At 48.5% G+C, this 23,891-nt stretch carries 22 protein-coding genes and 2 pseudogenes; 16 read left to right on the top strand and 8 right to left on the bottom strand.

Annotated features, from left to right (window positions below):
• From IEW48_RS17545 to IEW48_RS13720, 5 genes and pseudogenes are all read right to left on the bottom strand, one after another.
• A pseudogene (locus IEW48_RS17545) lies at nt 1–229 on the bottom strand (GNAT family N-acetyltransferase); the annotation flags it as partial.
• A gap of 234 nt (nt 230–463) precedes the next feature.
• Entirely contained in the window at nt 464–1,222 is a 759-nt protein-coding gene (locus IEW48_RS13705; protein WP_188624241.1) for an ABC transporter ATP-binding protein, read from the bottom strand.
• Complete coding sequence (locus tag IEW48_RS13710) at nt 1,219–1,917, bottom strand: ABC transporter permease (RefSeq protein WP_188624242.1); 699 nt, start codon at nt 1,915–1,917, stop codon at nt 1,219–1,221. Before IEW48_RS13710 ends, IEW48_RS13705 begins: the two co-directional genes overlap by 4 nt.
• Before the next feature lie 79 nt (nt 1,918–1,996).
• On the bottom strand, nt 1,997–2,833 hold the full coding sequence (locus IEW48_RS13715; RefSeq protein ID WP_188624243.1) for an ABC transporter substrate-binding protein: 837 nt from the start codon (nt 2,831–2,833) through the stop codon (nt 1,997–1,999).
• Nucleotides 2,834–2,856: 23 nt separating this feature from the next.
• Nucleotides 2,857–3,822 (bottom strand): helix-turn-helix transcriptional regulator, encoded by a 966-nt coding sequence (locus tag IEW48_RS13720; RefSeq protein WP_188624244.1) that lies wholly within the window; start codon nt 3,820–3,822, stop codon nt 2,857–2,859.
• A gap of 324 nt (nt 3,823–4,146) precedes the next feature.
• Between IEW48_RS13720 and IEW48_RS13725 the strand changes: the two genes are divergently transcribed.
• The 7 genes from IEW48_RS13725 to IEW48_RS13755 all read left to right on the top strand — a co-directional run bounded on the left by IEW48_RS13725 (nt 4,147) and on the right by IEW48_RS13755 (nt 10,653).
• Nucleotides 4,147–5,361, top strand: coding sequence for an MFS transporter (locus IEW48_RS13725; protein ID WP_188624245.1), 1,215 nt, complete (start codon nt 4,147–4,149; stop codon nt 5,359–5,361).
• A 175-nt stretch (nt 5,362–5,536) separates the two neighbouring features.
• Nucleotides 5,537–6,016, top strand: coding sequence for a small multi-drug export protein (locus tag IEW48_RS13730; RefSeq protein WP_188624246.1), 480 nt, complete (start codon nt 5,537–5,539; stop codon nt 6,014–6,016).
• A gap of 308 nt (nt 6,017–6,324) precedes the next feature.
• Nucleotides 6,325–7,053, top strand: a complete 729-nt coding sequence (gene yknW / locus IEW48_RS13735; protein ID WP_188624247.1) for a YknW family membrane protein — start codon at nt 6,325–6,327, stop codon at nt 7,051–7,053.
• Between the two features lie 30 nt (nt 7,054–7,083).
• A complete protein-coding gene (locus IEW48_RS13740; RefSeq protein ID WP_188624248.1) occupies nt 7,084–8,280 on the top strand; it encodes an efflux RND transporter periplasmic adaptor subunit in 1,197 nt (398 codons plus the stop codon).
• The gene (locus tag IEW48_RS13745) at nt 8,264–8,944 is read left to right on the top strand and encodes an ABC transporter ATP-binding protein (RefSeq protein WP_188624249.1); all 681 of its coding nucleotides are present in this window, start codon (nt 8,264–8,266) and stop codon (nt 8,942–8,944) included. The genes IEW48_RS13740 and IEW48_RS13745 overlap by 17 nt, the downstream gene beginning before the upstream one ends.
• A complete protein-coding gene (locus IEW48_RS13750) occupies nt 8,941–10,137 on the top strand; it encodes an ABC transporter permease (protein WP_188624250.1) in 1,197 nt (398 codons plus the stop codon). The genes IEW48_RS13745 and IEW48_RS13750 overlap by 4 nt, the downstream gene beginning before the upstream one ends.
• A gap of 21 nt (nt 10,138–10,158) precedes the next feature.
• Complete coding sequence (locus IEW48_RS13755) at nt 10,159–10,653, top strand: hypothetical protein (RefSeq protein ID WP_188624251.1); 495 nt, start codon at nt 10,159–10,161, stop codon at nt 10,651–10,653.
• On the opposite strand, the gene IEW48_RS13760 is transcribed toward IEW48_RS13755, so the two are convergent.
• Both IEW48_RS13760 and IEW48_RS13765 read right to left on the bottom strand, forming a co-directional pair.
• Nucleotides 10,639–11,136, bottom strand: coding sequence for a coiled-coil domain-containing protein (locus IEW48_RS13760; protein WP_188624252.1), 498 nt, complete (start codon nt 11,134–11,136; stop codon nt 10,639–10,641). The two genes, IEW48_RS13755 and IEW48_RS13760, sit on opposite strands and share 15 nt — an antisense overlap.
• A 115-nt stretch (nt 11,137–11,251) precedes the next feature.
• On the bottom strand, nt 11,252–12,154 hold the full coding sequence (locus IEW48_RS13765; protein ID WP_188624253.1) for an ATP-grasp domain-containing protein: 903 nt from the start codon (nt 12,152–12,154) through the stop codon (nt 11,252–11,254).
• 243 nt (nt 12,155–12,397) lie between these two features.
• Between IEW48_RS13765 and trxA the strand changes: the two genes are divergently transcribed.
• The 3 genes from trxA to IEW48_RS13780 all read left to right on the top strand — a co-directional run bounded on the left by trxA (nt 12,398) and on the right by IEW48_RS13780 (nt 15,997).
• On the top strand, nt 12,398–12,712 hold the full coding sequence (trxA, locus tag IEW48_RS13770) for a thioredoxin (protein WP_007504497.1): 315 nt from the start codon (nt 12,398–12,400) through the stop codon (nt 12,710–12,712).
• 150 nt (nt 12,713–12,862) lie between these two features.
• On the top strand, nt 12,863–14,668 hold the full coding sequence (gene uvrC / locus IEW48_RS13775) for an excinuclease ABC subunit UvrC (RefSeq protein ID WP_188624254.1): 1,806 nt from the start codon (nt 12,863–12,865) through the stop codon (nt 14,666–14,668).
• Between the two features lie 78 nt (nt 14,669–14,746).
• Nucleotides 14,747–15,997 (top strand): aspartate kinase, encoded by a 1,251-nt coding sequence (locus tag IEW48_RS13780; RefSeq protein ID WP_188624255.1) that lies wholly within the window; start codon nt 14,747–14,749, stop codon nt 15,995–15,997.
• 45 nt (nt 15,998–16,042) lie between these two features.
• On the opposite strand, the gene IEW48_RS13785 is transcribed toward IEW48_RS13780, so the two are convergent.
• On the bottom strand, nt 16,043–16,537 hold the full coding sequence (locus IEW48_RS13785; protein ID WP_188624256.1) for a DUF2507 domain-containing protein: 495 nt from the start codon (nt 16,535–16,537) through the stop codon (nt 16,043–16,045).
• 134 nt (nt 16,538–16,671) lie between these two features.
• On the opposite strand from IEW48_RS13785, the gene IEW48_RS13790 reads away from it, so the two are divergent.
• The 6 genes and pseudogenes from IEW48_RS13790 to IEW48_RS13815 form a co-directional block, all read left to right on the top strand.
• Nucleotides 16,672–18,015 carry a TrkH family potassium uptake protein gene (locus IEW48_RS13790; protein WP_188624257.1) on the top strand — a complete coding sequence of 448 codons (1,344 nt, stop codon included), beginning with the start codon at nt 16,672–16,674 and terminating at the stop codon, nt 18,013–18,015.
• Between the two features lie 194 nt (nt 18,016–18,209).
• Nucleotides 18,210–18,827: a succinate dehydrogenase cytochrome b558 subunit gene (locus IEW48_RS13795; protein WP_188624258.1), complete on the top strand. Its 618-nt coding sequence runs from the start codon at nt 18,210–18,212 to the stop codon at nt 18,825–18,827.
• Nucleotides 18,828–18,884: 57 nt separating this feature from the next.
• Nucleotides 18,885–20,657 (top strand): succinate dehydrogenase flavoprotein subunit, encoded by a 1,773-nt coding sequence (sdhA, locus tag IEW48_RS13800; protein ID WP_188624259.1) that lies wholly within the window; start codon nt 18,885–18,887, stop codon nt 20,655–20,657.
• Nucleotides 20,654–21,403, top strand: a complete 750-nt coding sequence (gene sdhB / locus IEW48_RS13805; protein ID WP_188624260.1) for a succinate dehydrogenase iron-sulfur subunit — start codon at nt 20,654–20,656, stop codon at nt 21,401–21,403. Before sdhA ends, sdhB begins: the two co-directional genes overlap by 4 nt.
• Before the next feature lie 142 nt (nt 21,404–21,545).
• Complete coding sequence (locus tag IEW48_RS13810) at nt 21,546–23,315, top strand: sigma-54-dependent Fis family transcriptional regulator (protein WP_188624261.1); 1,770 nt, start codon at nt 21,546–21,548, stop codon at nt 23,313–23,315.
• A 289-nt stretch (nt 23,316–23,604) separates the two neighbouring features.
• Nucleotides 23,605–23,724, top strand: a pseudogene (locus IEW48_RS13815) (acyl-CoA dehydrogenase family protein); the annotation flags it as partial.
• Nucleotides 23,725–23,891 lie beyond the last annotated feature (167 nt).

Genomic DNA, 23,891 nt, shown 5'->3' on the forward strand with positions numbered 1-23,891 from the left:
TTGTTGGCTTCCTAGTCAACTGAACCGTGGGACACACGGGGATCGCTTGGTCAATAAACGGCTGGTAGGCTGTTGTTCCCAAGAATCCCCCACCTCTAAGCGAAGCGTAGGTGGTGGGAGTGTTCAACGTGGTTTCTTTTAATTCCGTAACGATAAAGTGTATCGCCCGGTCTAACAATTCTCTGGCGTGGCCATGTCCTCTGTATTCTTTCTTGACATGGTAGGCCATTTCATCATAACCACCCAGTTCAAGGATAAGGACAATTTTGTTCAACGACAAAGATATTAACCCTTTCTTTTAAAATCTCATAGAGTTCCTTCGTCGTCAGCTCGTTAAACATTTTCAGTTTCCAGTTCATAATAATGTCCCTTCTTTTTTCATTTTGCCGTATGATTTAAAAGTATGTTGTGGTGGGAGTATGTCACAAGTATGTTATTGATTGAAGGTTGTCTGATAAAATAATTAAAGTGAAAACGAATGAAAAGCAAATGCGCGCCATTGATTGAGAAACGCTTGTGTCCGTTCGTTGGGAGACTGAATGACCATCTCAGGGGTTCCTGCTTGCGCAATTTGGCCATCGATCAAGACGATCAGGCGGTCGGTCATATACTTCACTTCCATTAAATCGTGGCTGACAAATAAGGTGGTCGTCTTTGTCTCGCGCAAGACCTGTTTCAAATCTTGCATCAAGGCTGCCTTGGTTGGGAAATCAAGGGCAGAGAACGGTTCATCCAAAAATAAAATGTCAGGCTGTAAGACCAGTGCCCGGGCGAGGCTCACTCTCTGGGCTTCACCCCCTGACAGGGTATGGGCGTGCTGTTTGGCCAGATGCCCGATGTGAAAACGGTTCAGCCACTCTGTGACCCGCCTTTTTTGCTCTCTTTTTTTGACTTTGCGGAACTTTAATCCCAGAGCCACGTTTTGGTAAACCGTCATATCCAATAGCAAAGATTGTTGAAATACGGTGGCCATTTTGTGGCGAATTGTTAATGGTACGGCATGGGGATTGATCTTTTGTCCACGGTAAGTAATCGAACCGGAAGCAGGAGGATCTAATAAGGCCATGACCTTCAGCAGCGTGCTTTTTCCAGCCCCGTTAGGACCGATGATGCCAAGGATTTCCCCCTCTTTCAAGCTTAAATGTTCAACGTGCAAGATGGTTTTGTCCTGCTTCTTCTCCCGCACTGTATAATGAATATCCTTCATTTCATAAATAATCATGCCGATCGCTTCCTTTGTTGCATCAGAGTTAAAGCCAACGTGATGAGGAAAGCCAAGGTCATCAGGATAAAGGACAGGGCAATGGCGATATCAAAGTTTCCTTTGGACACTTCCATCACCATCGCCGTGGTTAAAATCCGTGTTTCTCCTTTAATATTGCCGCCAACCATCATGGAAGCGCCCACTTCGGCCAGCACCCGGCCCAGCCCGGCCATAACTGCTGCCATAATAGCCAGGCGTGTTTCTCTGAGGAGTACAAGGAAACTTTGCCATTTCGAGGCGCCCAGCGCTTTGATCTGCAGGCGCAAACGGGGATCAATCTGTTGAAAAGCAGCGGTGGTTAAACCGATGATAATGGGCAGCGACACAAGCACTTGTGCCATAATGATGGCTGTTGGTGTGTAGAGCAGAGCGTAGTGGCCCAAGGGTCCAGAACGCCACAGGAGCAGCGTGATCCATAACCCGGCCACAACCGGAGGCAGCCCCATTCCCAGATTAATGAGCGTGACAACCAATTTGCGGCCTGGAAAGGTGACCAAGCCCAAAAAGACCCCAAGCGGAAGGCCCAACATCACGCTGATGAGTGTCGCAGTCAACGAAACACGCAGTGTGAGCCAGGTGATTTGGAACACTTCCGGATCACCGCTGATGAGCATTTCAATTGCTTTCTGTAATCCTTCCCATACAAGCTCCATACGTGCCTCCTCTCAGCAGCAGATGACATTTGCCTGTTACTCCCATTACGGAAACATTTCCATCATAGCCCAGGTTATTTTATTCTGCATAAGGGAAGAATAACGGTTCGCCGTATGTGTCTACGCCAAAAGAGGCGATGATGTGCTGGACCTCTTCCGAAACCATAAACGAAACAAATGCTTCGGCTGCCTCACTGTTTATCATCTCCGATTTTTCCGGGTTAACCTGCATGACATGGTAAATGTTGAGCAACGATTCATCTCCTTCAACCATGACTTCCATGTTGTCCAACAGGTGCTTAAAGGCAAGGTAGGTGCCCCGGTCTGTTAAGGTATATCCTTCCCGTTCGGCAGCCACATTCAAAGTATCCCCCATTCCTTGGCCGGTTTCCACATACCACTCCTGGCCCTGCGGGTCGATACCGGTGCTTTCCCAAATGCTCAGTTCTTTTTTATGGGTGCCGGAATCATCGCCCCGTGAAACAAACAAGGCGTTAGCATCAGCAATTTGCTTGAACGCTGTATCGACCGGCTGCCCCTTGATGCCCGCCGGATCAGAAACGGGCCCAATGATGATGAAATCATTATACATAACCCGCTTTCGGTTTATCACATCTCCGCTGCGTTCCAATTCCTGCTCGGCATCGGGAGCATGGGTCAAGAGGGCATCGGCTTCCCCTTTTTCTCCCATCGCTAAGGCTTGTCCTGTACCTACGGCAATGGTTTTCACGATGTATCCTGTTTTTTCCTCGAACAAAGGAAGCAACTCATCAAGCAGGCCGCTGTCCTGTGTACTGGTTGTCGTCGCTAAAATCATCTCTTTGTCTCCAGCATCATCTGTGCTCGTTTGACATCCCGCCAGCAATAATAACAGAATCGTCCCCCAAAGCATCAACCTTAATCGTTGCACTTTCATCGTCCGACATCTCCTTTTATCTTTTAATTTAATATGTTTTTAGTTTCGTAGATGATGTTTCCGAGTTCTTCAACATCGTAGCCTTCAAGCTGTTTGAGACTTGTTTTAAAAGCAGCGGAACGCACCATCTGGCAAAATCGTGTTAATGCAGCCTTGTTCTCATCTGTCCAGCGTATAACAAGATCAAAATATTCGGTTGCCACAGGGATGAAGGAGAGATCCAGTTTTCTCGCCGCTGCCTCGATACCCAGGGCTACATCTGCGCTTCCTCTGGCCACCCGTGCCGCTGTATCAAAATGGCTCCACTCTTCGTGTTCGTACCCTTTAATAGATTGCGGGTGAATCTTTCGTTCGGCCAAATGGGCATCTAACAGAAAACGCGTACCAGATCCTTTCTGCCGGTTGACAAAGGTCACGTCCTCCCTCTGCAAATCTTCCCAGGTTGAGATGTTTTTGGGGTTGTTTTTGGCCACAATAAATCCTTGGGTGCGTGCCGCTAAGCGCATCACCGTGATCGGTTCATGGATAAACAGCCGGTGAATAAATGGCAGATTGTATTCTTTTGTGGCAGGATCTATGAGGTGTATGGCCGCTATATCTGTTGCTCCCCGATACAGCATCATTAACCCTTCTAAACTGCCGATGTAGGATGAGTGCAAAAGTAAGGAAGGGTTGGTTGAATTCATAAAGCGGGTTATGTGCTCAATGAGAAAATCATGGCTGCCCGCCAAGCGTAAGGCTGGGCTGGGATAGCCAGGCCCAATGGCGTTGCGGCTTTCTATCGTTGAGTAAGAAGTTGAAGAGGATAGAGCGGATACTTTCGTTTGTCTTTTATAAGCTTCCAGATCCTGCGGTTCGATACGCATCTTGTTCCCTACGCGAAAAGCAGCCAATTCTCCGCGCTTAATTAACTCATAGACCGTATGTTTTGAGATTTTCAGCAACTCAGCCACCTCATCAGGTGTATAAGGACGGTTTTCCTTTCTCACCGAGGTACACCTCTATCTGTTTTGTGATAAATTTTGGACAAAAAGTTTAAGACTAGTTTAAATGGACCAGCATTTAGTGTCAATATATTTCGCATATTTTTATCAAGTTTCATTTATTTTTGTTAAGTTTTGTTAGACGCTCAGGAGGCACATCCATCCTTTTCATTTTGATATCAGTTGGGAGTGAAACATGGTTTTTGGACAGAAAATATGGTAAACTCAAATATTAAGAACATTTTTCATGTGAGCAGCCACAAGCTCACTCCGGAAGGGCCTTCCCGTGGACAGGTTGAAGGCCCCTCCGCTTTAGAGAGGAGATTGGCCATGACAAACAATAACAACACTCAAACCATGTATCCTATTCTGTTTATTATCGGTTTTGTTCATTTGCTTAATGATGCCATCCAATCCGTTATTCCGGCCATGTTTCCAATTCTGGAACAATCGATGGGGTTGACATTTTTGCAATTAGGCATTATTGCTTTTGCACTGAATATGACCTCATCCATCATGCAACCCGTGGTGGGGTGGATTACGGATAAGCGGCCCTCTCCTTATGCTTTGCCGATTGGGTTGACCTTTACCCTTGTCGGCATTATTGGCATTGCTGTGGCACCGAATTTTTGGTACGCCCTGTTTTCCGCTCTCTTAATCGGTTTAGGCTCAGCGACCTTTCACCCTGAGGGCTCCCGGGTGGCGTATATGGCAGCAGGTAACCGGAGGGGATTGGCCCAGTCCATTTATCAGGTGGGGGGCAATACGGGGCAGGCGATGGCACCTCTCATCACGGCGCTTATTTTGGTCCCTCTAGGGCAATTTGGCGCCATTTGGTTTACCATTGTCACCTTGATAGCTATCCTTTTGCTCTTGTATATTGCCAGATGGTACCACGGGCAGTTACAGGAAGGGAGAAAGAAAAAGCACAAGCAAATATCGGCCAGGGCTAAAGTGGGGCGTTACACCATTGGTTTCGCTCTGTGTTTGCTGGTGTTTCTTGTTTTTGCCCGCTCTTGGTATCATGCGGCGATCACCAATTTTTATGCCTTTTACTTAATAGAAGAGTATCAGTTGACAATCCGCCAGTCTCAGGTGTACATTTTTCTGTTTCTGGCGGCTGGGGCCATTGGCACTTTTGCCGGAGGGCCATTGGCCGACCGCTTTGGTAAACGGAATGTGCTCTTTTTCTCTATGATGGGCAGTGCACCCTTGGCACTGTGGCTGCCCCACGCCGGGCCTGTCACGGCTTACGTGCTGATGACCTTGATCGGTTTTATTATCTTATCCAGTTTTGCCGTGGTTGTGGTCTACGCCCAGGAGTTATTACCGGGAAAAATTGGCACGGTTTCCGGGTTAATTGTCGGTTTGGCCTTTGGGATGGGGGCGATCGGATCCGTTGCGCTGGGCTGGGTGGCTGATCTTGTGGGTTTGAAGCTGACCATGATCGGGGTCGCTTGTCTGCCGCTTGTAGGGCTGTTAACTTTCCTGTTGCCGTCGGACCGTAAAATCAGGGAGTGGTATGCACAGTCTGTGTCAGCTTGACCCCAACAGTCTGCCACTTCTGCCGGAAGCTTATCGTGATCCATTTTTCTTGTCAGAGTTACTTAGCAGCTATTGCTTCGGCAAAAGGAAGTGGATTTTTTATGATCTGTTGGTTTTAATTTTAAGGCTTTTTTTTACTTAGTTAAAATTCAAGGCCTTGAGAGGAGCTATGGTCATGGCAGAATGGATTGAAGAGTGGCAATATCTCATGGTGTTTCTGTTATCTGCCACCCCTTGGATTGAAATTGCGGTGGTCATTCCCATTGCTATTCTTGTAGTAGGTATGTCTCCTTTGGGGGTGGGGGTGGTGTCGTTTATCGGCAACTATCTGCCGGTCGTGATTATCGTTTTGTTGTATGAACGCTGGAAAGCGTGGCGAGCCAAACGTCGGCCGGTGGAAGAGGAGTCAGACACTGAGGTGGTAAGCAAGCGCAGGGCCAGGGCACAGCGTATTTTTGAACGATACGGCACACCGGGTTTGGCGCTGCTTGGTCCGCTTGTGACCGGTATTCATTTAGCGGCCGTAATTGCATTGATGTTTGGCGTCAGAAAACAATATATTTTGTTGTGGATGGGACTTAGCTTGGGCATTTGGGCGGTGATTTTGTCCGTGGGTTCTGTTTTTGGAATTGACTTGCTGGAGAGGATGGGATGACTAGGGTTTCTTCAGCTTACGTTCCGGAACACGGAGGAGCCAATATATGGTGTTGTAGCTGATGTCCACTCCCTTTTTCACTAAAGAAGGCTTGGACACTTATATATCCACAATAATAAAATTGAAAACCTTATGGTTCCCCAAGGATGTTGAAGGCCTGAATATAGTTGCGATTCCAGAGGTGGCCAATTATAAGTTCTGGGTTTTAGAAAAATAGGACTATTGTGCTATCACAAAATAATGTAATATAGACCAAGAGTCTATTTTTTACTAAGAGTATGATTTTTCGATACAAAGGAGTGTTTAAAATGGAAACCAATGTCAACCCTAACCAACCTGCAGCAGGTCCTCAAACACAGAAGGGCAACAAGTTGGCCCTCTTAACGGTGCTGTATGCCCCAGTGGAGACATACAAGCAGTTTAAGTTGCAGCCGAAGTTTGGTTTGAAATTGTTCATGTTGGCCTTGTTAATGGGGATATTTGGTTATTTGTCTGCTGTGATGCTTCCCAATGTGTTAATGGGAGATTTGGAAGCTGAACTGCCGCCTGAAATGCTGGAGGAGGATGTCATGGCCACGGCCATGCTATTCGGGAGCATAACGGCTGCAGTGGGCGGCGCGATTGGATTTGTCATTATGCTGTTGATTGCTGCCCTGTTCATCTTTATCATTACCAAACTGGCACAAATGGACCTGTCCTATAAACAAGTGCTGGCCATCTCTACCTTGGCCCAGTCTCCAATGATATTAAATGGGATCGTCAGCCTCATATTCATCAACCAGACAGGCGACTTGACACCGGTGACCAGCCTGGCCTTTTTGGCTGGAGAAGAGGCCAGCCTGTTTATGTTTAACTTCTTGAGCAGCATTGAGATATTTAGCATTTGGTCGTTTGTGTTAATTGGTATTGGCCTGGCTGTATTTGCCCATGCCTCTTTGAAAAAAGGTTTGGCCGTCTCCTTAGGCTTTTGGTTGGCATCTGCTTTTATCGTATCTGTTTTTGCTGCCTGGATCGAAGGACTTTTACCCCCAATGTAAGGGGCCCAAGACCAACTGGAGGGAGTTATTTTGAAAAAAGCACTCATCATCGTGGGCGTGGCTGCCGTCATCGCAACACTTATCGGGTTAAATCTGTATATGAACACAGCCCAACCTGCCACCTCGGTGCAGGCTGAGCTGCTTGAGACCATGGTGGTTGAAGGGGAAACCTTGCATGACAGCCTCATTGCCTCCGGACAAGTAGTGCCTGCCCATTTTGAGGAGGTTTTCTTTGATCCGGCTCTAGGTGAACTGGATGAGATTTTGGTAGAAGAAGGGCAGGAGATTGAAGCAGGCACCCCGTTGTTCCGCTACAAGAATGAGCAACTGGATGTCCAGCTTCAACAATTGGATCTCCAAAATAAACGTCTGGCCCTGCAAGTGGAAGATATAACCCAGCAGAAGAAGAATAATGAGCGGGAGATCAGTGAAACAAGGCGCAAATTGCAACAAGCCCGTGATGAACAAAATGAATATGAAGCAGAACGTCTCCAAGAGCTGCTGAATCAGCTGGAGCGGGAAAAGGAGCAACTGGCCCTGCAGGAACGGCTTTTGCAGTTGGATCAGGAAGAGCAAAAAGTCCAGCGCCAGCAGTTGAAAAACGAAGAAAATAAATTGGTGGTCACCAGCCGGACATCCGGCATTGTCACTAAGATTGATGAAGACGCGGTACATAGGCAAGGATTAGAACCAACTCCGCTGATCATCATTGAATCCGCTGGTCACTACCTGATCCAGGGAACCATCTCCGAGTATGATACGGTTCACGTTCAAACCGGTCAAGAGGTCATCATTAAACCGAAAGTGCTTGCCAGCGAAACCTGGAAGGGCCAAGTTGTTGCTGTTGAATTTACTCCCCAGTCCCCTGCAGATGGCATGGGTATGGGCGGTGAGGCCCAAATAACATACTATCCATTTACGGTGGAGATTACGGAGGATAAACCGGGGCTCAAGCACGGTTATCATGTCAGTGTGGAAATTATGACGGATGTGCGGGAACAAGCAGTCTTGCTCCCCTTTGAAGCCTTTGTGGAAACAGATGAAGAAGAGTATGTGTATGTCTTGAACGAGGGAAGGCTTGAACAGCGCCTGGTGACAACAGGATTGGTCAATGAAAAGGGCAAAGAAGTGACAAGCGGTGTAACCATTGGGGAGACTGTTGTGCTCAATCCGGTTGATGATTGGACGGATGGAATGGAAGTGGTAAGCAATGATCCAGCTGATTAATGTGAGTAAACGGTTTAAAGACGGGTCAGCATGGTTTGAGGCGTTGACCGATATCAATTTAACCATTGAAAATGGCGAATTTGTCTCCATTATGGGACCATCAGGGTCTGGTAAATCCACTCTGATGAATATACTCGGCTGTTTGGACCGGGCCAGTGCAGGGACTTATCTGCTTAATGGAATCAATACCAGTGAAGCAGATGACGTGCGGTTGGCTGCGATCCGCAATCAATATATTGGCTTTGTGTTCCAGCAATTTCATTTGCTGCCCCGTTTGACGGCTCTGCAAAACGTAGAGCTGCCCTTGATTTATGCGGGAGTGAAAAAGAAGATGCGCCTGGAAAAGGCAAGGCAGGCACTGGAAAGCGTCGGTCTGGGAGACAGGCTGCATCATTTGCCTAATCAGCTGTCCGGCGGCCAAAAACAACGGGTTTCCATTGCCCGGGCCATTGTCAATGACCCCCACTTGATTCTGGCTGACGAACCGACAGGCGCCTTGGATACGGCCTCAGGAGAGCAGGTGATGCGGATTTTTCAGCGTTTAAATGAACAAGGGAAAACCATCATTTTGGTCACCCACGATCCGGAGATTGCAGCGCACACCCGGCGCCACCTGCTCATCCGTGACGGACGCCTGCTGGAAGACAGGAGGGAGGTCTGTTGAGCATTTTGGACAGCATCAAGATGGCCATTACCTCCATTATGGCCCACAAGCTGCGCTCAGTTTTGACCATGCTGGGGATTATCATTGGTGTAGGGGCTGTGATCACCGTTGTGGCCATTGGCCAAGCAGGAGAAGCGGCACTGAAGTCCACCTTTGCCGGTTCAGGCAATAATACGCTGGATATTTACTATGAGCCGCCTGCCGACCAGATGTTTTACTATGATCCTTGGAGTGAAACTTACTTTACGGACCAAGATGTGGAGGATTTGGAGCGTATCCCTGAAATTGAGCGGGTGATCGCTTATAACTCCCAGTTTGTCCAGCTGTATCAGCGGGAGGAGAGTACTGATGCGTTATTAATTGGCATGACCGATGGCTACTATGATGTGGAACCGGTGGAGTTAACGATGGGGCGTCTCATTCGGCCGGATGATATCCAGCAAGCAAGGCGGGTCATGTTGATCAGTGAGAACGTGCGGAGAGAGTTGTTTGCTGAGGAGAATCCCATCGGACAGACACTGGAGCTGGAGCGTCAGGTCTACCAAATCATTGGTGTGTTTAAAGAGGAACGGACAGACTTTTTTAATTTTGGCACCAACAAGGTGATGGTGCCCCTGTCCACCTGGCCAATGATGTACGGTTATAACGAGATTCAAGGTTTAACGATTCAAGCCAGGGATGCCCACTCTTTGGAAATTGCCGGAGAAAAAGCGACCCAGCTGCTCAACAACAAGAAGGATGTTGAGGGACAGTTCGTGGTGTTTAACCTGGAGCAAATTCAGGAACAATTGTCAGTTATCACAGGGATTATGACGGCCATTATCGGGGGGATTGCCGGCATCTCCCTGGTGGTGGGCGGCATCGGTGTGATGAACATTATGCTCGTTTCCGTCACCGAGAGAACAAGGGAGATAGGCATCCGCAAAGCCTTGGGAGCGACCAGGGGGAAAATATTGTTCCAGTTTCTCATCGAAGCCATGGCTTTGACCACCATTGGGGGCTCCATTGGTATTTTACTGGGTACAGGCGGTGCCTATCTGATCGCCATGTTGTTAAATCTGCCGCCCTTGGTGTCGGTTCCTGTGATGATCGGAGGATTGGTCTTTTCCATGGTGATTGGTATTATCTTCGGGATTTTGCCGGCCAATAAAGCAGCCAAGCTGGATCCTATTGAGGCACTGAGATACGAGTAGGCAGGAAAAGAGGAGAATACGATGTCATCGGGTTTGCCATCATGGGCCGATTTGTGGTTGGCCATTGGCCTGGGTAGTGTTACAGGCTTGATCAGTGAATATGTGGGCTGTAAATCCAAAAAAGCAGGCATTGTCACCATGCAATTGACAGATGGCCGGGATAAGTATCTAGAGTTGAAGGAGAAAGTTCGCCATCTGGATGTGGAAGAAATTGCAGTACAAAGGAAATTTTCACGGCTGGCCATTGATGTGCTGCTCACCCTGCTGGTCACCGCGGGGATGGTAGTGGCCATGATTTACCTGCCTGAAGAACAATCTGTACTTCCTGTCATCAATTTGTTTCTATTGCTAAGCATTTATGCCAACTTATTGGAACGTATGATCACCTTTCTGACGACCAAGGTCTATTTTGTCCAACAGAGGCTGGTTATTGAGGCGTTGCAGCTATACAAAAAGAGCCAGCCCAATCCTCTGGCTCTTTGTTTGGGGATATCGAACTATTCACAATTGGGCTAGCTGGGCAAAGTGCTCCTTCATGTGCTCAAATTTAGCTTCGTGTTCCAGGGAACGTCTGGACAGCAAATTTAACATCTGTTTCTCCTGCTCACGGGCTTCCTCCATTTTTCTCAGCCGTTCGCTGGTTTCTAATACGGCTTGACGGATAGCTGGCAATTCGGCCACATCTTCTTTGGTGGCCATGTTACTTTCCATGGCGGTGAGCCTTCCCTCCAGTTGGTCAACTCTGCCCTCCAGGCTATCCATTCTGCCCTCCAGGCTATCCATTCTGCTCTCCAGGTTGTCCATTCTGGCTTCAAGCTGGTCCATTCTGCGTTCCAAGCTGTCCATTCTTTGCTCAAGCTGATCCATTCTGTGTTCCAGATTGTCCATACGTTTTTGCAAACTGTCCAGCCTGGTGTTGATCTTGGTCAGTTCGGTGTGGATGGGGGTCAGTTCTTCACGCAAAAGTGTACGGAGCATGGTTTGCAACTCTTCAGCCATGTGGAGGCCTCCTTTGGGGAATAATAAGAGGCGATCGCCATGGTGACTGACTCACTAATACCATCGTAACATCAGAACAAAAGTTTGCAAATCTATAACTGCACAACACCAACAGCTAGTGCAACCCCAAACGGACGCGGATAAACTGGTATATTTCTCTGGCAATGTTGGCGTCACAGCACCGTTCGATGCCTTCAAAGCCGGGGGCTGAATTGGCTTCGCAGATTTTAAAATGATCACCGTCAAACAAGAGGTCAATACCGGCAATATCCAGCCCTAAGATGCGTGAAGTTTCCAAGGCCAGCCACTCGATTTCAGGGGAGAGCGGATAGGGTTCCACATGTCCGCCCCGGGAGTAATTGGCTTTAAAGTCCCCTGTTTTGGAGATGCGCTGCATGCAGGCTACCACCCTGCCGCCAATGGTGATCACGCGCAGGTCCCGGCCGTGGCTGCTTTTGATAAACTCCTGCAAGATGATGTTAGCCTTGTTTTTGTTGGTATTGATAAATTCCATCAAGTCGGCGAAGTTCGACTTGGTTTCAGATAGGAATACCCCGCTACCTTGAGAACCGGACAAGGTTTTGACTACCACAGGAAAGCCCAGCTTTTTCTCGACCAGATCTACATTCACGGGATACTTGGCAAGCATGGTTTTGGGGACAGGCAGATTGTGCTGGGCCAGAATTTGATGGGTATACAGTTTATCCTTCACTGTGTCAATGCTTTGGGCCGAGTTAATGGTTAAGACGCCCAGACGCTCCAGATGGCGGATGACAGCCAGGGCGAAATAGGTGGTGCCTGCTCCCATACGGGGAATTAAAAAATCAGGCAAGGGAGAGACTTCACCGTTAACCAGCACACTTTTGCGGTCATCCTGGGTGACAATCAACTCAAACTGGTCGGGACTTAACACATCTATGTCAATGCCTTGAGCACGGGCTTCGTCAATAAGGCGGTTAATCTCGTATGTTTCCGGTTTGGCGTTGGCTGTATCTTTGTATAAAATCCATCCTCTCATTCCTGTTCCTCCAAACATCGTTTTGACAAATGACCTTCACTTGAACTATATAGTACAGAGGGATAACCTGGCAAGGGGTTTTTAACGTCACAGCGGAGGTAAATCAAGGATACCGGATCCCGGCATATCGCTGTGGGCAAAATCTTGGAACAGACAACCGGTTAGTGATATAATCAACGTATCAAAACGGTGTTTGGTGGATACTCTGGTTGTTAGTTCATACTTAAAAGGAGGTTACAGCAAATGGCGATTGTCAATGCGACTGATCAGAACTTTAAAGCTGAGGTAGAAAAAGGAACCGTTTTGGTTGATTTTTGGGCACCTTGGTGCGGCCCGTGCAAAATGATTGCCCCTGTGCTGGAAGAGCTGGACAAAGAGCTGGGTGACAAAGTTAAAATTGTGAAAGTGAATGTGGATGAAAATCCGGAAACCGCATCTCAGTTTGGCATTATGAGTATTCCCACGCTGCTTTTGTTCAAGGACAACGAAGTGGTCGACAAATGGGTGGGCTTCCAACCCAAAGAGGCACTGGTGGAAAAACTGAACGCCCATCTTTAAATTTAACGTGTGTTAATAAAGGCAGCTAGTTCCTTTACTGCTTGCTTGGAAGATCCGGCTGGCAGGAAAAAGGAACTGGCTTTTTTATGGGTCTGTGTTATAATTAACAGTTAAGATATAAACCCTAGCAAAGCAAAGGGGTAAGAAACAATGGCAGCGTTGCAAGAAAAGTTAGCCCTGCTTCCTGACAAACCTGGGGTTTATATGATGAAAAATGATCAAGGTGAAATTATCTATGTGGGCAAAGCCAAAGTATTAAAAAACCGGGTGCGCTCCTATTTTACCGGGAGCCATGATGGTAAAACCCAAAAAATGGTGAGTGAAGTTGCTGACTTTGAATATATTATTACCTCTAGTCCGGTTGAAGCCTTGCTTTTGGAATGCAATTTGATTAAAGAGCACAACCCCCGGTATAACGTTCTTTTAAAAGATGATAAAAGTTATCCTTATATCCGCCTGACCAAAGAAAAACATCCGCGCCTGGAAGTGACGCGCAAGGTTAAAAAGGATGGCAGCAAATACTTTGGTCCGTATACCAACGTGGCAGCTGCCCGGGAAGTGAAGCGTCTCTTGGACCGCCTCTATCCGCTGCGCAAGTGCCGGACCATTCCTGACCGGGTCTGCTTGTACTATCATATGGGTCAGTGTGTGGCGCCTTGTGAATTTGAGGTTGATCCTGAACAGTACGAACAGATGACCCGGGACATTGTCCGCTTTTTAAATGGGGGACACAATGAATTAATTAAGGAATTGAAAGATGAAATGACCAAAGCAGCGGAAGCCTTAAATTTTGAGCGGGCCAAAGAGTTGCGGGACTTGATTAGGCATATTGAAACGGTGATTGCCAAGCAGAGCATTACGATTAATGACCATACGGACCGGGATGTGTTTGGCTATGCTTATGACAAAGGGTGGCTCTGCGTGCAGGTCTTTTTTGTGCGCAAGGGAAAACTGATTGAGCGGGAAGTCTCCATTTTCCCCTTTTATACGGATGATGTGGCCGAAGCGTTGCTGTCGTTTATCGGCCAGTTTTACTTTGAAAAGGAGCATGTGCTGCCCAAGGAGATTCTGGTGCCAGAGATTATAGACAGTGAACTGTTGTCTGAGTGGCTGAAAATTAAAGTGCATACCCCAAAAAGGGGGATCAAGAGAGATTTGCTTAAGATGGCCACCACGAATGCCGAAACGGCGTTGAAAGAAAAATTTGAGCTTATGCAACGGGACGAAGAGCGGACCATCACCGCTGCGGAAAATCTGGGCCATCAGCTGGGGATTGGTCCGTTGCGCCGGATTGAAGCATTTGACAATTCCAACATTCAAGGAACAGATGCTGTAGCGGCGATGGTGGTGTTTATCAATGGCAAGCCGGCCAAGCATGAGTACCGCAAGTATAAAATCCGTTCTGTCGAGGGGCCGGACGATTATGAATCCATGCGGGAAGTGATTAGGCGACGCTACACCCGCTTGTTAAAAGAAAAGCTGCCCTTGCCTGATCTAATCATCGTTGACGGGGGAAAAGGGCAAATGAGCGCCGCCCAGGATGTGCTGGAAAATGAGCTGGGCCTGGACATTCCCGTCTGCGGGCTGGCCAAAGATGAGAAGCACCGCACGGCAGAACTCCTGTATGGCTCTCCACCCGAGCCTGTGCCCATTAAGCGGGACCAGCCAGAATTTTACCTGTTGCAACGCATTCAAGATGAGGTCCATCGCTTTGCTATCACTTTTCATCGGCAAACTCGTCAAAAAAACATGTTCTATTCTGAGCTGGATGACATTCCAGGGGTAGGCCCTAAACGGAAACAGCGTTTGCTGCAACATTTTGGTTCAGTCAAAAAGATGAGGGAAGCGACTGTCGCTGACTTTAAAGCAGCGGGCATCAGCGAAAAACTGGCCCGCACCATTATGGAGCACCTCCGACGTTCAGCTGGCAACGGGGAAACCACTGTTTCCCATTAAAAATATAAAAAGCTTTGATTGTTGATGATCAAAGCGACTGACGGCCAAAACAACAATAGAAGGGAATGGAAGAGGTTTATGGGGTTAATCGTGCAAAAGTTTGGCGGTACTTCGGTTGGTTCTGTGGAGCGCATTCAACATGTGGCTAACCTGATCAAACAGGAGGTGGACAATGGCCACAGCGTGGTCGTGGTGGTTTCGGCCATGGGCAAGTCGACCGACCAATTGGTGGACCTGGCCCGTGAGATCACCCCGCGTCCCTCTCCACGGGAAATGGATATGCTTTTGACCACTGGTGAGCAAGTGTCTATAGCTTTGTTAAGCATGGCATTGCACGAGTTGGGCTTGGATGCTGTTTCTTTAACCGGCTGGCAGGCCGGTATTTTAACGGAGGGTGTCCATCAAAATGCCCGTATTCTTGATATTGATGAGCAAAAGATCCTCCGGTATGTAGAGGAAGGAAAAGTGGTTGTGGTGGCCGGATTTCAGGGCATCACTAGAGAAGGACAGATTACCACCCTGGGACGGGGAGGGTCTGATACGACGGCCGTGGCACTAGCCGCTGCTCTGGGAGCAGACCGTTGTGACATCTATACAGATGTGACCGGGGTCTTTACGGCCGATCCGCGCATTGTGCCTGCGGCATCCCAGTTGAAAGAGATCAGCTATGATGAGATGCTGGAACTGGCCAATTTAGGAGCTGGCGTGCTTCACCCCCGGGCCGTGGAGTGTGCCAAAAACCATCAGGTTAAGTTGACAGTCCGGTCCAGCTTTGAAGCGGTAGAAGGTACTGAAGTGAAGGAGGAAGCATTGATGGAAACAGGAAAAGTGGTGCATGGCGTAGCCCATGAAGATCAGGTCACCAAAGTGACGGTCAAAGGCTTAAAAAATGAGATTGGGACGTTAGCCCGCCTGTTTAATTTGCTGGCAGAATATCATATTAATGTGGACATTATTGTCAACCAAAATATTCAAGGCCAGGAACGCACTCATATTTCTTTTTCACTGGATACCCAAGACCTGGATAAAGCGTTGCAGGTGCTGGAAGAGCATAAAGCGCAACTTGATTACGAAGATGTGGTTTTTGAACGGGAGATGGCCAAAGTGTCTATTGTGGGCGCCGGCATGATCTCCAATCCGGGAGTGGCCGCCAAAATGTTCCAGAGCCTGGCCGAGGCCGGTATTGAGATCAAAATGGTATCCACCTCGGAAATTAAGGTTTCTTGCGTGGTACCGCGCAAAGATATGGTTAAGGCAGTGCAAACGTTGCACTCGGCTTTCGGTTTGGATCGTGTGACTGAAGCTGAAAAAGTTTCAGCTTCCAATTGAGTTGGGCAGAGGAGAAGAAGTAAAGCAAAAGAAAGGGACATCTGCTTAGGCAGAAGATGTTCCTTTCTTTTTTTCCTGTATTTCTTCTAAATAAACCTGAATTTCAACGATGATCTCTTGCTGTTTGTTCAGCACCTTGTATTCCCCTTCGGCGTCTTTGTTTTCAAGCTGGGCCAGCACTTCTGTTAAGAATCCGCATTCCAGGGAAAACGTGGACTGATTTTTTTCAATCTGGCGTTGGGTAAAGAAGGGGGAAGCTAAGCGGAACTTTTTTAAGCGGGGCTGGTTTTGTTCCAACATTAACTCTCCCCAGCCAAACTCGAGAAACTGATTGACCAGGCTGTCTACATTGGGGGGCATAAACTGCCGGGCCAGATTTCTTCCTGCCCAGTATAAAATGATGCTTTGATACTCTCCGGTAATCATGGGCAGAAGCTGGTCGCGGATGAGATGGTAGCTGATTAATGGAATAGCCTGCCCTTTCATTTTGACGAGGTTATGCCCCGCTATGTCATAGGGATGGTCGAACAGTTTTTTCAATGGCCGTCAATCTCCTTTCCACTCAGTCTCAAGGTCGGACAAGATCATGTTAATTCACTATATGCACAAAAATGACTTGATATACGCACAGAAAATTAACATACTAGGGAAAGGAGAAAGTTGGAGGTAAGCAGATGAAGCTTAACCAATTTTTGTCACCGTTTCGGGTCATCATTTTAGCCTATGCGGTTTTAATTTTGATAGGGACAGTGTTGTTATATCTGCCTGTCTCCCACAAGCCAGGCGTCACCCTGACATTGATGGAAGCTTTGTTTACAGCCACGAGTGCCATTACCGTCACCGGGTTAACGGTTGTCAATACGGCGGACTCATTCAGCTTGTTTGGCATCGCCGTACTGGCCGTTATCATCCAGCTGGGTGGTATTGGCATTATGTCCTTAGGCACGTTTATCTGGTTGGTGACGGGGCGTAAAATCAATCTTTCCCAACGGATGCTGATCATGGTGGACCAAAATCAGCTGAAGTTTTCAGGTTTGGTCCATCTGATCAAAAATATGTTGATCATCGCTATTGTAATTGAAGGCATCGGTGCGGTTATCTTGGGGACCTATTACCTGAATTATTTTGACCCCTGGCACGAGGCTTTTCTGCAGGGGGCTTTTGCCAGCTTATCGGCATTTACCAATGCCGGTTTTGACATCACCGGCCAATCCCTCATTCCCTTTGCCCATGATTATTTTGTGCAGGTGGTCACCATGCTGCTCATTGTTGCCGGGGCCATTGGGTTTCCCGTGCTGGTGGAGTTGAAAGAGTATTTAAGCGGCAAACATCGTCAATACCGTTTTTCATTATTCACCAAAGTAGCGGTGACGACGTATCTCGTGTTGCTTGTGTTTGGGGCGGTTTCCATCTGGCTTTTAGAACGGGGGCATTATTATGCAGGGATGGCCTGGCACCAACAGCTGTTTTTCTCGTTGTTTAACTCTGTCACAGCGAGAAGTGCGGGATTGGCCACCATGGATATCGCCCAGTATAGCGTAGCCACCTTATTGTTAATCTCCGGGCTGATGATTATTGGCGCCAGTCCTTCCAGTGTAGGGGGCGGAATCCGGACGACGACGCTGGCGGTCATGTTCTTGACCATCCGCGCCTTTGCCCAGGGCAAACAGCATGTCCATGTGTTTGGCAGGGAGCTGCACGATGAAGATATCAGGAAGGCGTTTATTGTCTTGTCCGTATTTATTGGCGGGCTGTTCTTGGCCGTTTTGTTCATTGCGGCGATTGAGCAGGGCAGCAATCTGGACCTGGTGGCCATTATTTTCGAGGTCAGTTCCGCTTTCGGAACCTGCGGGTTGTCTATGGGAATTACTGCTGATCTGTCGCCCTTCAGCCAGCTTATCCTCATGGTGTTGATGTTTATAGGGCGCATCGGGCTTGTGGTGCTGTTGTTCTCAATGAAGAAAACAGAGACGAAGCAGCGTTATCACTATCCCAAAGAACGGATTATTATCGGGTAGAGAGTTAAGCGGACCCGGGGATTGTGCATCCGGCGCCCCTTCTCCTTCATAGAGAGACCTTTGAATCCTTGGTAGCGGCACTGCGGGATGAGCGCAAGCAGATGAGACCGTTTTCTTGACGCTTGTCTTAAGAAGGGGTAAAATTAAACTTGTGACAGAATATAGAACAATGTGTCGAAGGGGGGACCGTCAAAATGGCAGCAAAAGGTCATTATTTTAACCGTAAGCTCCACTCATTGTTAGGTGTCATTCCGCTGGGTGTTTTCTTGTTGCAACACTTGTTTGTCAATCATTACATTCTCTACGGAACGGAATCGTTTAACCGGGCTGCACAGTTTATGGAAAACTTGCCGCTCCGCTATTTTCTGGAAGCCTTTTTTATTTTTATCCCCTTGTTGTACCATGGGGTTTACGGCTTGTATATTGCTTATCAAGCCAAACCTAATGTCTTAAATTATGGATTTTTTCGCAATGTCATGTTTCTTTTGCAACGAGTCACAGGTGTCATCTTGATCATTTTCATTGCCTGGCACGTGTGGGAAACCCGTGTGGCCGCAGCTTTCGGGGCAGAGGTAAACGCCCAGATGATGATTGATATCCTGTCTAGCCCGTTCATGGTTGCCTTTTATATTATTGGGGTGGTCTCTGCGGCGTTTCACTTTGCCAACGGCATGTGGTCTTTCTGTGTAACGTGGGGGATTACGGTTGGGCCTAAAGCACAGCGCATTTCTACATACGTGTGGATGGTTGTGTTTGTGATTCTGGCCATTGGTGGAAGCCTGATCGTATTTGAATTTGCTTCCCTGTCCTGATCGTGTGATGACTAACCTGGAGGCGATTCCATTATTATTTAAAGGGGTGAGTGACAGTTGAGTAAGCGCAAAGTGATTGTTGTCGGAGGAGGCCTGGCCGGCTTGATGGCAACGATTAAAGTAGTTGAAGCCGGAGTGCCTGTCGATTTGTTCTCGATCGTACCCGTCAAACGTTCTCACTCCGTTTGTGCCCAAGGTGGGATTAATGGGGCGGTCAACACCAAAGGTGAAGGGGACTCCCCATGGGAACACTTTGACGATACAGTATACGGAGGAGACTTTCTGGCCAACCAGCCGCCGGTTAAAGCGATGTGTGAAGCTGCGCCCGGCATTATCCATTTGATGGACCGGATGGGGGTCATGTTTAACCGTACGTCGGAAGGATTATTGGATTTCCGCCGTTTCGGCGGCACGCGTCACCATCGCACTGCTTATGCCGGTGCTACGACAGGCCAGCAACTCTTGTATGCCTTGGATGAGCAAGTGCGCCGCTGGGAAGTGAACGGACTGGTCACCAAATATGAAGGCTGGGAGTTTTTGTCTGCCGTGATTGATGAGGACCGCGTTTGCCGGGGCATTGTGGCCCAAGACTTGAAAAGCTCTGAAATCAGAGCGTTCCGGGCCGATGCGGTCATCCTGGCTACCGGTGGTCCTGGCATCATCTTTGGCAAGTCAACCAACTCCATGATTAACACCGGTTCAGCCGCCAGTGCGGTTTATCAGCAAGGGGCTTGTTATGCCAACGGTGAATTTATCCAGGTACACCCGACAGCCATCCCTGGTGACGATAAGCTGCGTTTAATGTCCGAGTCTGCCCGGGGTGAAGGCGGGCGCGTGTGGACCTACGATAAAGACGGCAAACCCTGGTACTTCTTAGAAGAGAAGTATCCTGCCTACGGTAACCTTGTACCCCGTGACATTGCCACCCGCGAGATCTTCCATGTTTGCGTCGATTTGAAACTTGGCATTAACGGGGAAAACATGGTCTATCTGGACCTTTCCCACAAGGATCCCAAAGAGCTGGATATTAAGCTGGGCGGTATTATTGAAATCTATGAAAAATTCATGGGTGAAGACCCGCGCAAAGTGCCAATGAAAATCTTCCCGGCTGTTCACTATTCCATGGGCGGGTTGTGGATTGATTACAACCATATGACCAATATCCCCGGTTTGTTTGCCTGTGGAGAGGTGGACTACCAGTATCACGGTGCCAACCGCTTGGGAGCTAACTCCCTGTTGTCCTGTATTTTTGGCGGTATGGTGGCCGGGCCCAAAGCCATTGAGTATATGAATGGCCTCAGCAAGTCTGCCGAAGATGTCTCTTCCACCATCTTTGACAGCGAGCTGAAAAGACAGCAGGAGAAATATGATAACATCCTGAAGATGGACGGCAATGAAAACGCCTATTTGTTGCATAAAGAGCTGGGAGAGTGGATGACTGACAACGTCACGGTGGTCCGCTATAATGACCGTCTGAAAAAGACAGACGAAAAAATCCAGGAGCTCATGGAACGCTATAAAAACATTAACGTGAATGACACATCCAAATGGAACAACCAAGGTGCCTCCTTCATCCGCCAGCTGTGGAACATGTTTGAACTGGCCCGTGTCATTACCCTTGGCGCGCTGAACCGCAATGAGAGCCGCGGGGCACACTATAAGCCGGAGTTTCCTGACCGGAATGATGAAGAGTGGCTGAAAACGACCAAAGCTTTCTATGATGAGTCGACTAAAGGGCCTCGCTTTGAGTATGAAGATGTGGATGTGTCGCTGATCAAACCGCGGAAGCGTGACTATACCAAAGCGAAGGAGGCGACGATGCAAAAATGAGCAAGGAAACGGTTAAGCTGATTATTAAGCGTCAGGATACGCCGGACAGCGAACCTTACGAAGAAGAGTTTGAATTGGTGAAGCGCCCCAACATGAACATCATCTCCTGTCTGATGGAGATTCAGCGCAACCCAGTCAATGCCAAAGGGGAAAAAACAACCCCTGTGGCTTGGGAGTCCAACTGTTTGGAAGAAGTGTGCGGCGCCTGCTCCATGGTGATTAACGGCAAGGCCCGGCAAGCCTGCACGGCTCTGGTTGATAAACTGGAGCAGCCGATCCGCTTGGAACCCATGTCCACTTTCCCGGTGGAACGGGACCTGATCGTCAACCGTTCCCGCATGTTTGATGCCCTGAAGCGGGTTAAAGCCTGGATTCCCATTGACGGCACCTATGATCTGGGTCCAGGTCCCCGCATGCCAGAAAAGAAGCGCCAGTGGGCCTACGAGTTGTCCAAATGCATGACCTGCGGGGTCTGCCTGGAAGCATGTCCTAACGTGAACAGCAAGTCTTCCTTTATCGGTCCGGCTCCTTTAAGCCAGGTGCGCTTGTTTAACGCCCATCCTACGGGAGAAATGAATAAGGAAGAACGCCTGGAAGCCATTATGGGCGAAGGCGGTATTCAGGAATGCGGCAACTCGCAAAACTGTGTCCAAGCTTGTCCGAAAGGAATTCCTTTAACCACATCTATCGCGGCTCTGAACAGGGAAACTACCATTTATGCCATTAAAAAGTTCCTGGATTCATAATCCATCTCCCTGCCCTGTCGAAACTATGGTTCGGCAGGGCTTTTTTGTATCAACCGGCCAAAAAGTCTTCCATTCGTTTTCCTTTGTTAGGTACAATAAATGAAAAAGCTTGTTTCTTGTCATCTGGCAGGAGGTGGTGAGCGTGATTTACCTGGCCGAAATGATGACGCCTGTAGAGAAGGGGCTCAGCTTTACATCCACTGTACGGGAAGCCCTTTGTTACATGCAACAGACACGTTTGGACACTGTACCGGTGATGGACAGCGAGGGCAAGCTGGCCGGGGTGTTTACCCGCAGCCGCTTATACGGTCTGTTGCTGGATGGCCTCAGTTTGGACGACGTGATTGGACCCTATGTACGCACAGACAACTTGGTCGCCCTGCCCATTAATATCAGCCCGGAAGAGCTGGAAGAGATTATCCGCCACAGCCCTGTTGGGGCAGGGATTGTGGTGGATAAACAGGAGCGGGTGATCGGCGTCCTGACCCGCACGGGCATCGTCAATGCCCTGTTGCGCTCTACCCGCTCCATTAAGGAACTGGCCACAGAGCTGGAAAAAGTGAGACAATTGGAAAGCTTGCTAACCACGGTGATTGAACATGCCTATGACGGTATTGTGCTGGTCGATCAGGACGGGCTGATCACGTTTATGAACAGTGCCCTGACAGAATTGTTCGGCATCGATCCCAAGGCTTGCCTGGGACAGCATATTTCCCATGCCTTGCCTCAGCTTGGACTGGAGACCGTCTTGTCCTCTAAAGAGGCCAGCTGGAGCAAGCTACTGGAATTTAGGGGAATTAAGTACTTGGTGCACCGTGTGCCCGTCATGCAACAGGGCCATCTGATCGGTGCCATCGGCAAGGTGATTTACCGCCATTTGTCGGAAGTGAAGCATGTCTTGCGCCAGTATGAGTTTAAGAGTTCAAGAGACGCTTGTGAAGAAAAACGCAGCCGCTTTAGCTTCAAGGATATTATCAGCGGCAATGAACAAATGCTTCGGCTTAAGCGCAGTGTGAAAAAGGCGGCCCGCAGCGATTCCACCGTCCTGATCCGCGGGGAAAGCGGCACCGGTAAGGAGCTGTTTGCCCATGCCATCCATGAAGCCAGTTTCCGGCGGGAAGCTCCTTTTGTAGTGATCAATTGCGCAGCAATACCCGAACATTTGCTGGAGTCTGAATTTTTTGGTTATGCTGAAGGGGCCTTTACCGGGGCCAAAAGTAAAGGCAAGCTGGGCAAATTTGATCTGGCTGACGGGGGCACGTTGTTTCTGGACGAGGTGGGCGATATGTCCCCCTCTTTGCAGGCTAAACTGCTCAGGGTGCTGCAGGAGAGAGAATTTTACCGGGTGGGCGGGACTGAAGTCATTAAAGTGGACGTGCGCATTATTGCAGCCACTAACCGCCCTTTGGAACAGATGGTGGAGGAGGGTTCGTTCCGCCGGGATTTGTATTACCGGTTGAATGTCATCTCCGTTGATATCCCGCCTTTAAGAGAACGGAAGGAAGATATTCCCCTGCTGTGTGAGAAGCTGATCCCCCGCCTGAACCGCAAACTGGGCACCAGCATTGTCTCGATTGATCCGGCTGTGATGGAGATTCTGTTAGCCTATGATTGGCCCGGCAATGTGCGGGAATTGGAAAATGTTCTGGAAAGAAGCATGACCTTTGCCGAACATGGCCAGGTGACTGTGGAGGATTTGCCGGATTATATTGTACGCAAAGTGGCTCATGACCCGTCTGGCCAAGCGGTGAAAGACCAGTCCCACAGGGACATGGGCTTACTGGCCCAGAAGGAGCAAGAAGCCATCAGGCAAGCCCTCAAGCAAACGAAGGGCAACAAGACGAAGGCCGCCCAACTATTGGGTATCAGCCGCTCCGTGCTGTATGATAAGCTGAAGCGCTTCTCCCTGTGAGAGAAAACCAGCAAGCGTACGAAAATCAGACACTTTTACCTGACATGTGTTCGAAAATCAGACAATCACGCACCGGGCCTGTTTGTGAGACTTAAGGTCTATTTTTAGATTTAAAATTCAAAATATGGTCTATATTGCGAATTATGCGGGTTGTGAAAAGCAATTGGTATGGGATTTGCAAGTAAGTAAAGTGCAAGTGAGTGTGTGAGATGTGTGGTTGGCAACGCTTACGGAAAAAGAAGGGGAGGGATGACGAGATGGAAAAGGATATTTGCAGGAAGAGCATCATATGTTCAGAAAATCGGTACGCAAGTTTTTAAACGAGGAAGCATATCCCTTTTACGAAGAGTGGGAAAAAAAGCAGTGGATTCCCCGTTCATTCTGGCACAAGCTGGGAAGGCAAGGGTTCAAGCTGGGAAGTGATGAAATATGAAGATAAACAAATATGCAAGGAGCATTCCCGTTAGGAACTTTTCCGGGGACTTGATCAAAAAAAGCCCTCTTGGTATGATGCAGGGGTGTCAACCACATCACTCACCATACCAAGGAGGACTTCAGATGAATTGTACACAAAAC

The sequence above is a fragment of the Caldalkalibacillus thermarum genome (assembly GCF_014644735.1).
GTDB lineage: Bacteria > Bacillota > Bacilli > Caldalkalibacillales > Caldalkalibacillaceae > Caldalkalibacillus > Caldalkalibacillus thermarum.

Coding starts and splice junctions, on each gene's coding strand:
- IEW48_RS13705 (WP_188624241.1), bottom strand. CDS start 1,222: ATGATTATTTATGAAATGAAGGATATTCATTATACAGTGCGGGAGAAG.
- IEW48_RS13710 (WP_188624242.1), bottom strand. CDS start 1,917: ATGGAGCTTGTATGGGAAGGATTACAGAAAGCAATTGAAATGCTCATC.
- IEW48_RS13715 (WP_188624243.1), bottom strand. CDS start 2,833: ATGAAAGTGCAACGATTAAGGTTGATGCTTTGGGGGACGATTCTGTTA.
- IEW48_RS13725 (WP_188624245.1), top strand. CDS start 4,147: ATGACAAACAATAACAACACTCAAACCATGTATCCTATTCTGTTTATT.
- IEW48_RS13730 (WP_188624246.1), top strand. CDS start 5,537: ATGGCAGAATGGATTGAAGAGTGGCAATATCTCATGGTGTTTCTGTTA.
- yknW (WP_188624247.1), top strand. CDS start 6,325: ATGGAAACCAATGTCAACCCTAACCAACCTGCAGCAGGTCCTCAAACA.
- IEW48_RS13745 (WP_188624249.1), top strand. CDS start 8,264: ATGATCCAGCTGATTAATGTGAGTAAACGGTTTAAAGACGGGTCAGCA.
- IEW48_RS13755 (WP_188624251.1), top strand. CDS start 10,159: ATGTCATCGGGTTTGCCATCATGGGCCGATTTGTGGTTGGCCATTGGC.
- IEW48_RS13760 (WP_188624252.1), bottom strand. CDS start 11,136: ATGGCTGAAGAGTTGCAAACCATGCTCCGTACACTTTTGCGTGAAGAA.
- IEW48_RS13765 (WP_188624253.1), bottom strand. CDS start 12,154: ATGAGAGGATGGATTTTATACAAAGATACAGCCAACGCCAAACCGGAA.
- trxA (WP_007504497.1), top strand. CDS start 12,398: ATGGCGATTGTCAATGCGACTGATCAGAACTTTAAAGCTGAGGTAGAA.
- uvrC (WP_188624254.1), top strand. CDS start 12,863: ATGGCAGCGTTGCAAGAAAAGTTAGCCCTGCTTCCTGACAAACCTGGG.
- IEW48_RS13780 (WP_188624255.1), top strand. CDS start 14,747: ATGGGGTTAATCGTGCAAAAGTTTGGCGGTACTTCGGTTGGTTCTGTG.
- IEW48_RS13790 (WP_188624257.1), top strand. CDS start 16,672: ATGAAGCTTAACCAATTTTTGTCACCGTTTCGGGTCATCATTTTAGCC.
- IEW48_RS13795 (WP_188624258.1), top strand. CDS start 18,210: ATGGCAGCAAAAGGTCATTATTTTAACCGTAAGCTCCACTCATTGTTA.
- sdhB (WP_188624260.1), top strand. CDS start 20,654: ATGAGCAAGGAAACGGTTAAGCTGATTATTAAGCGTCAGGATACGCCG.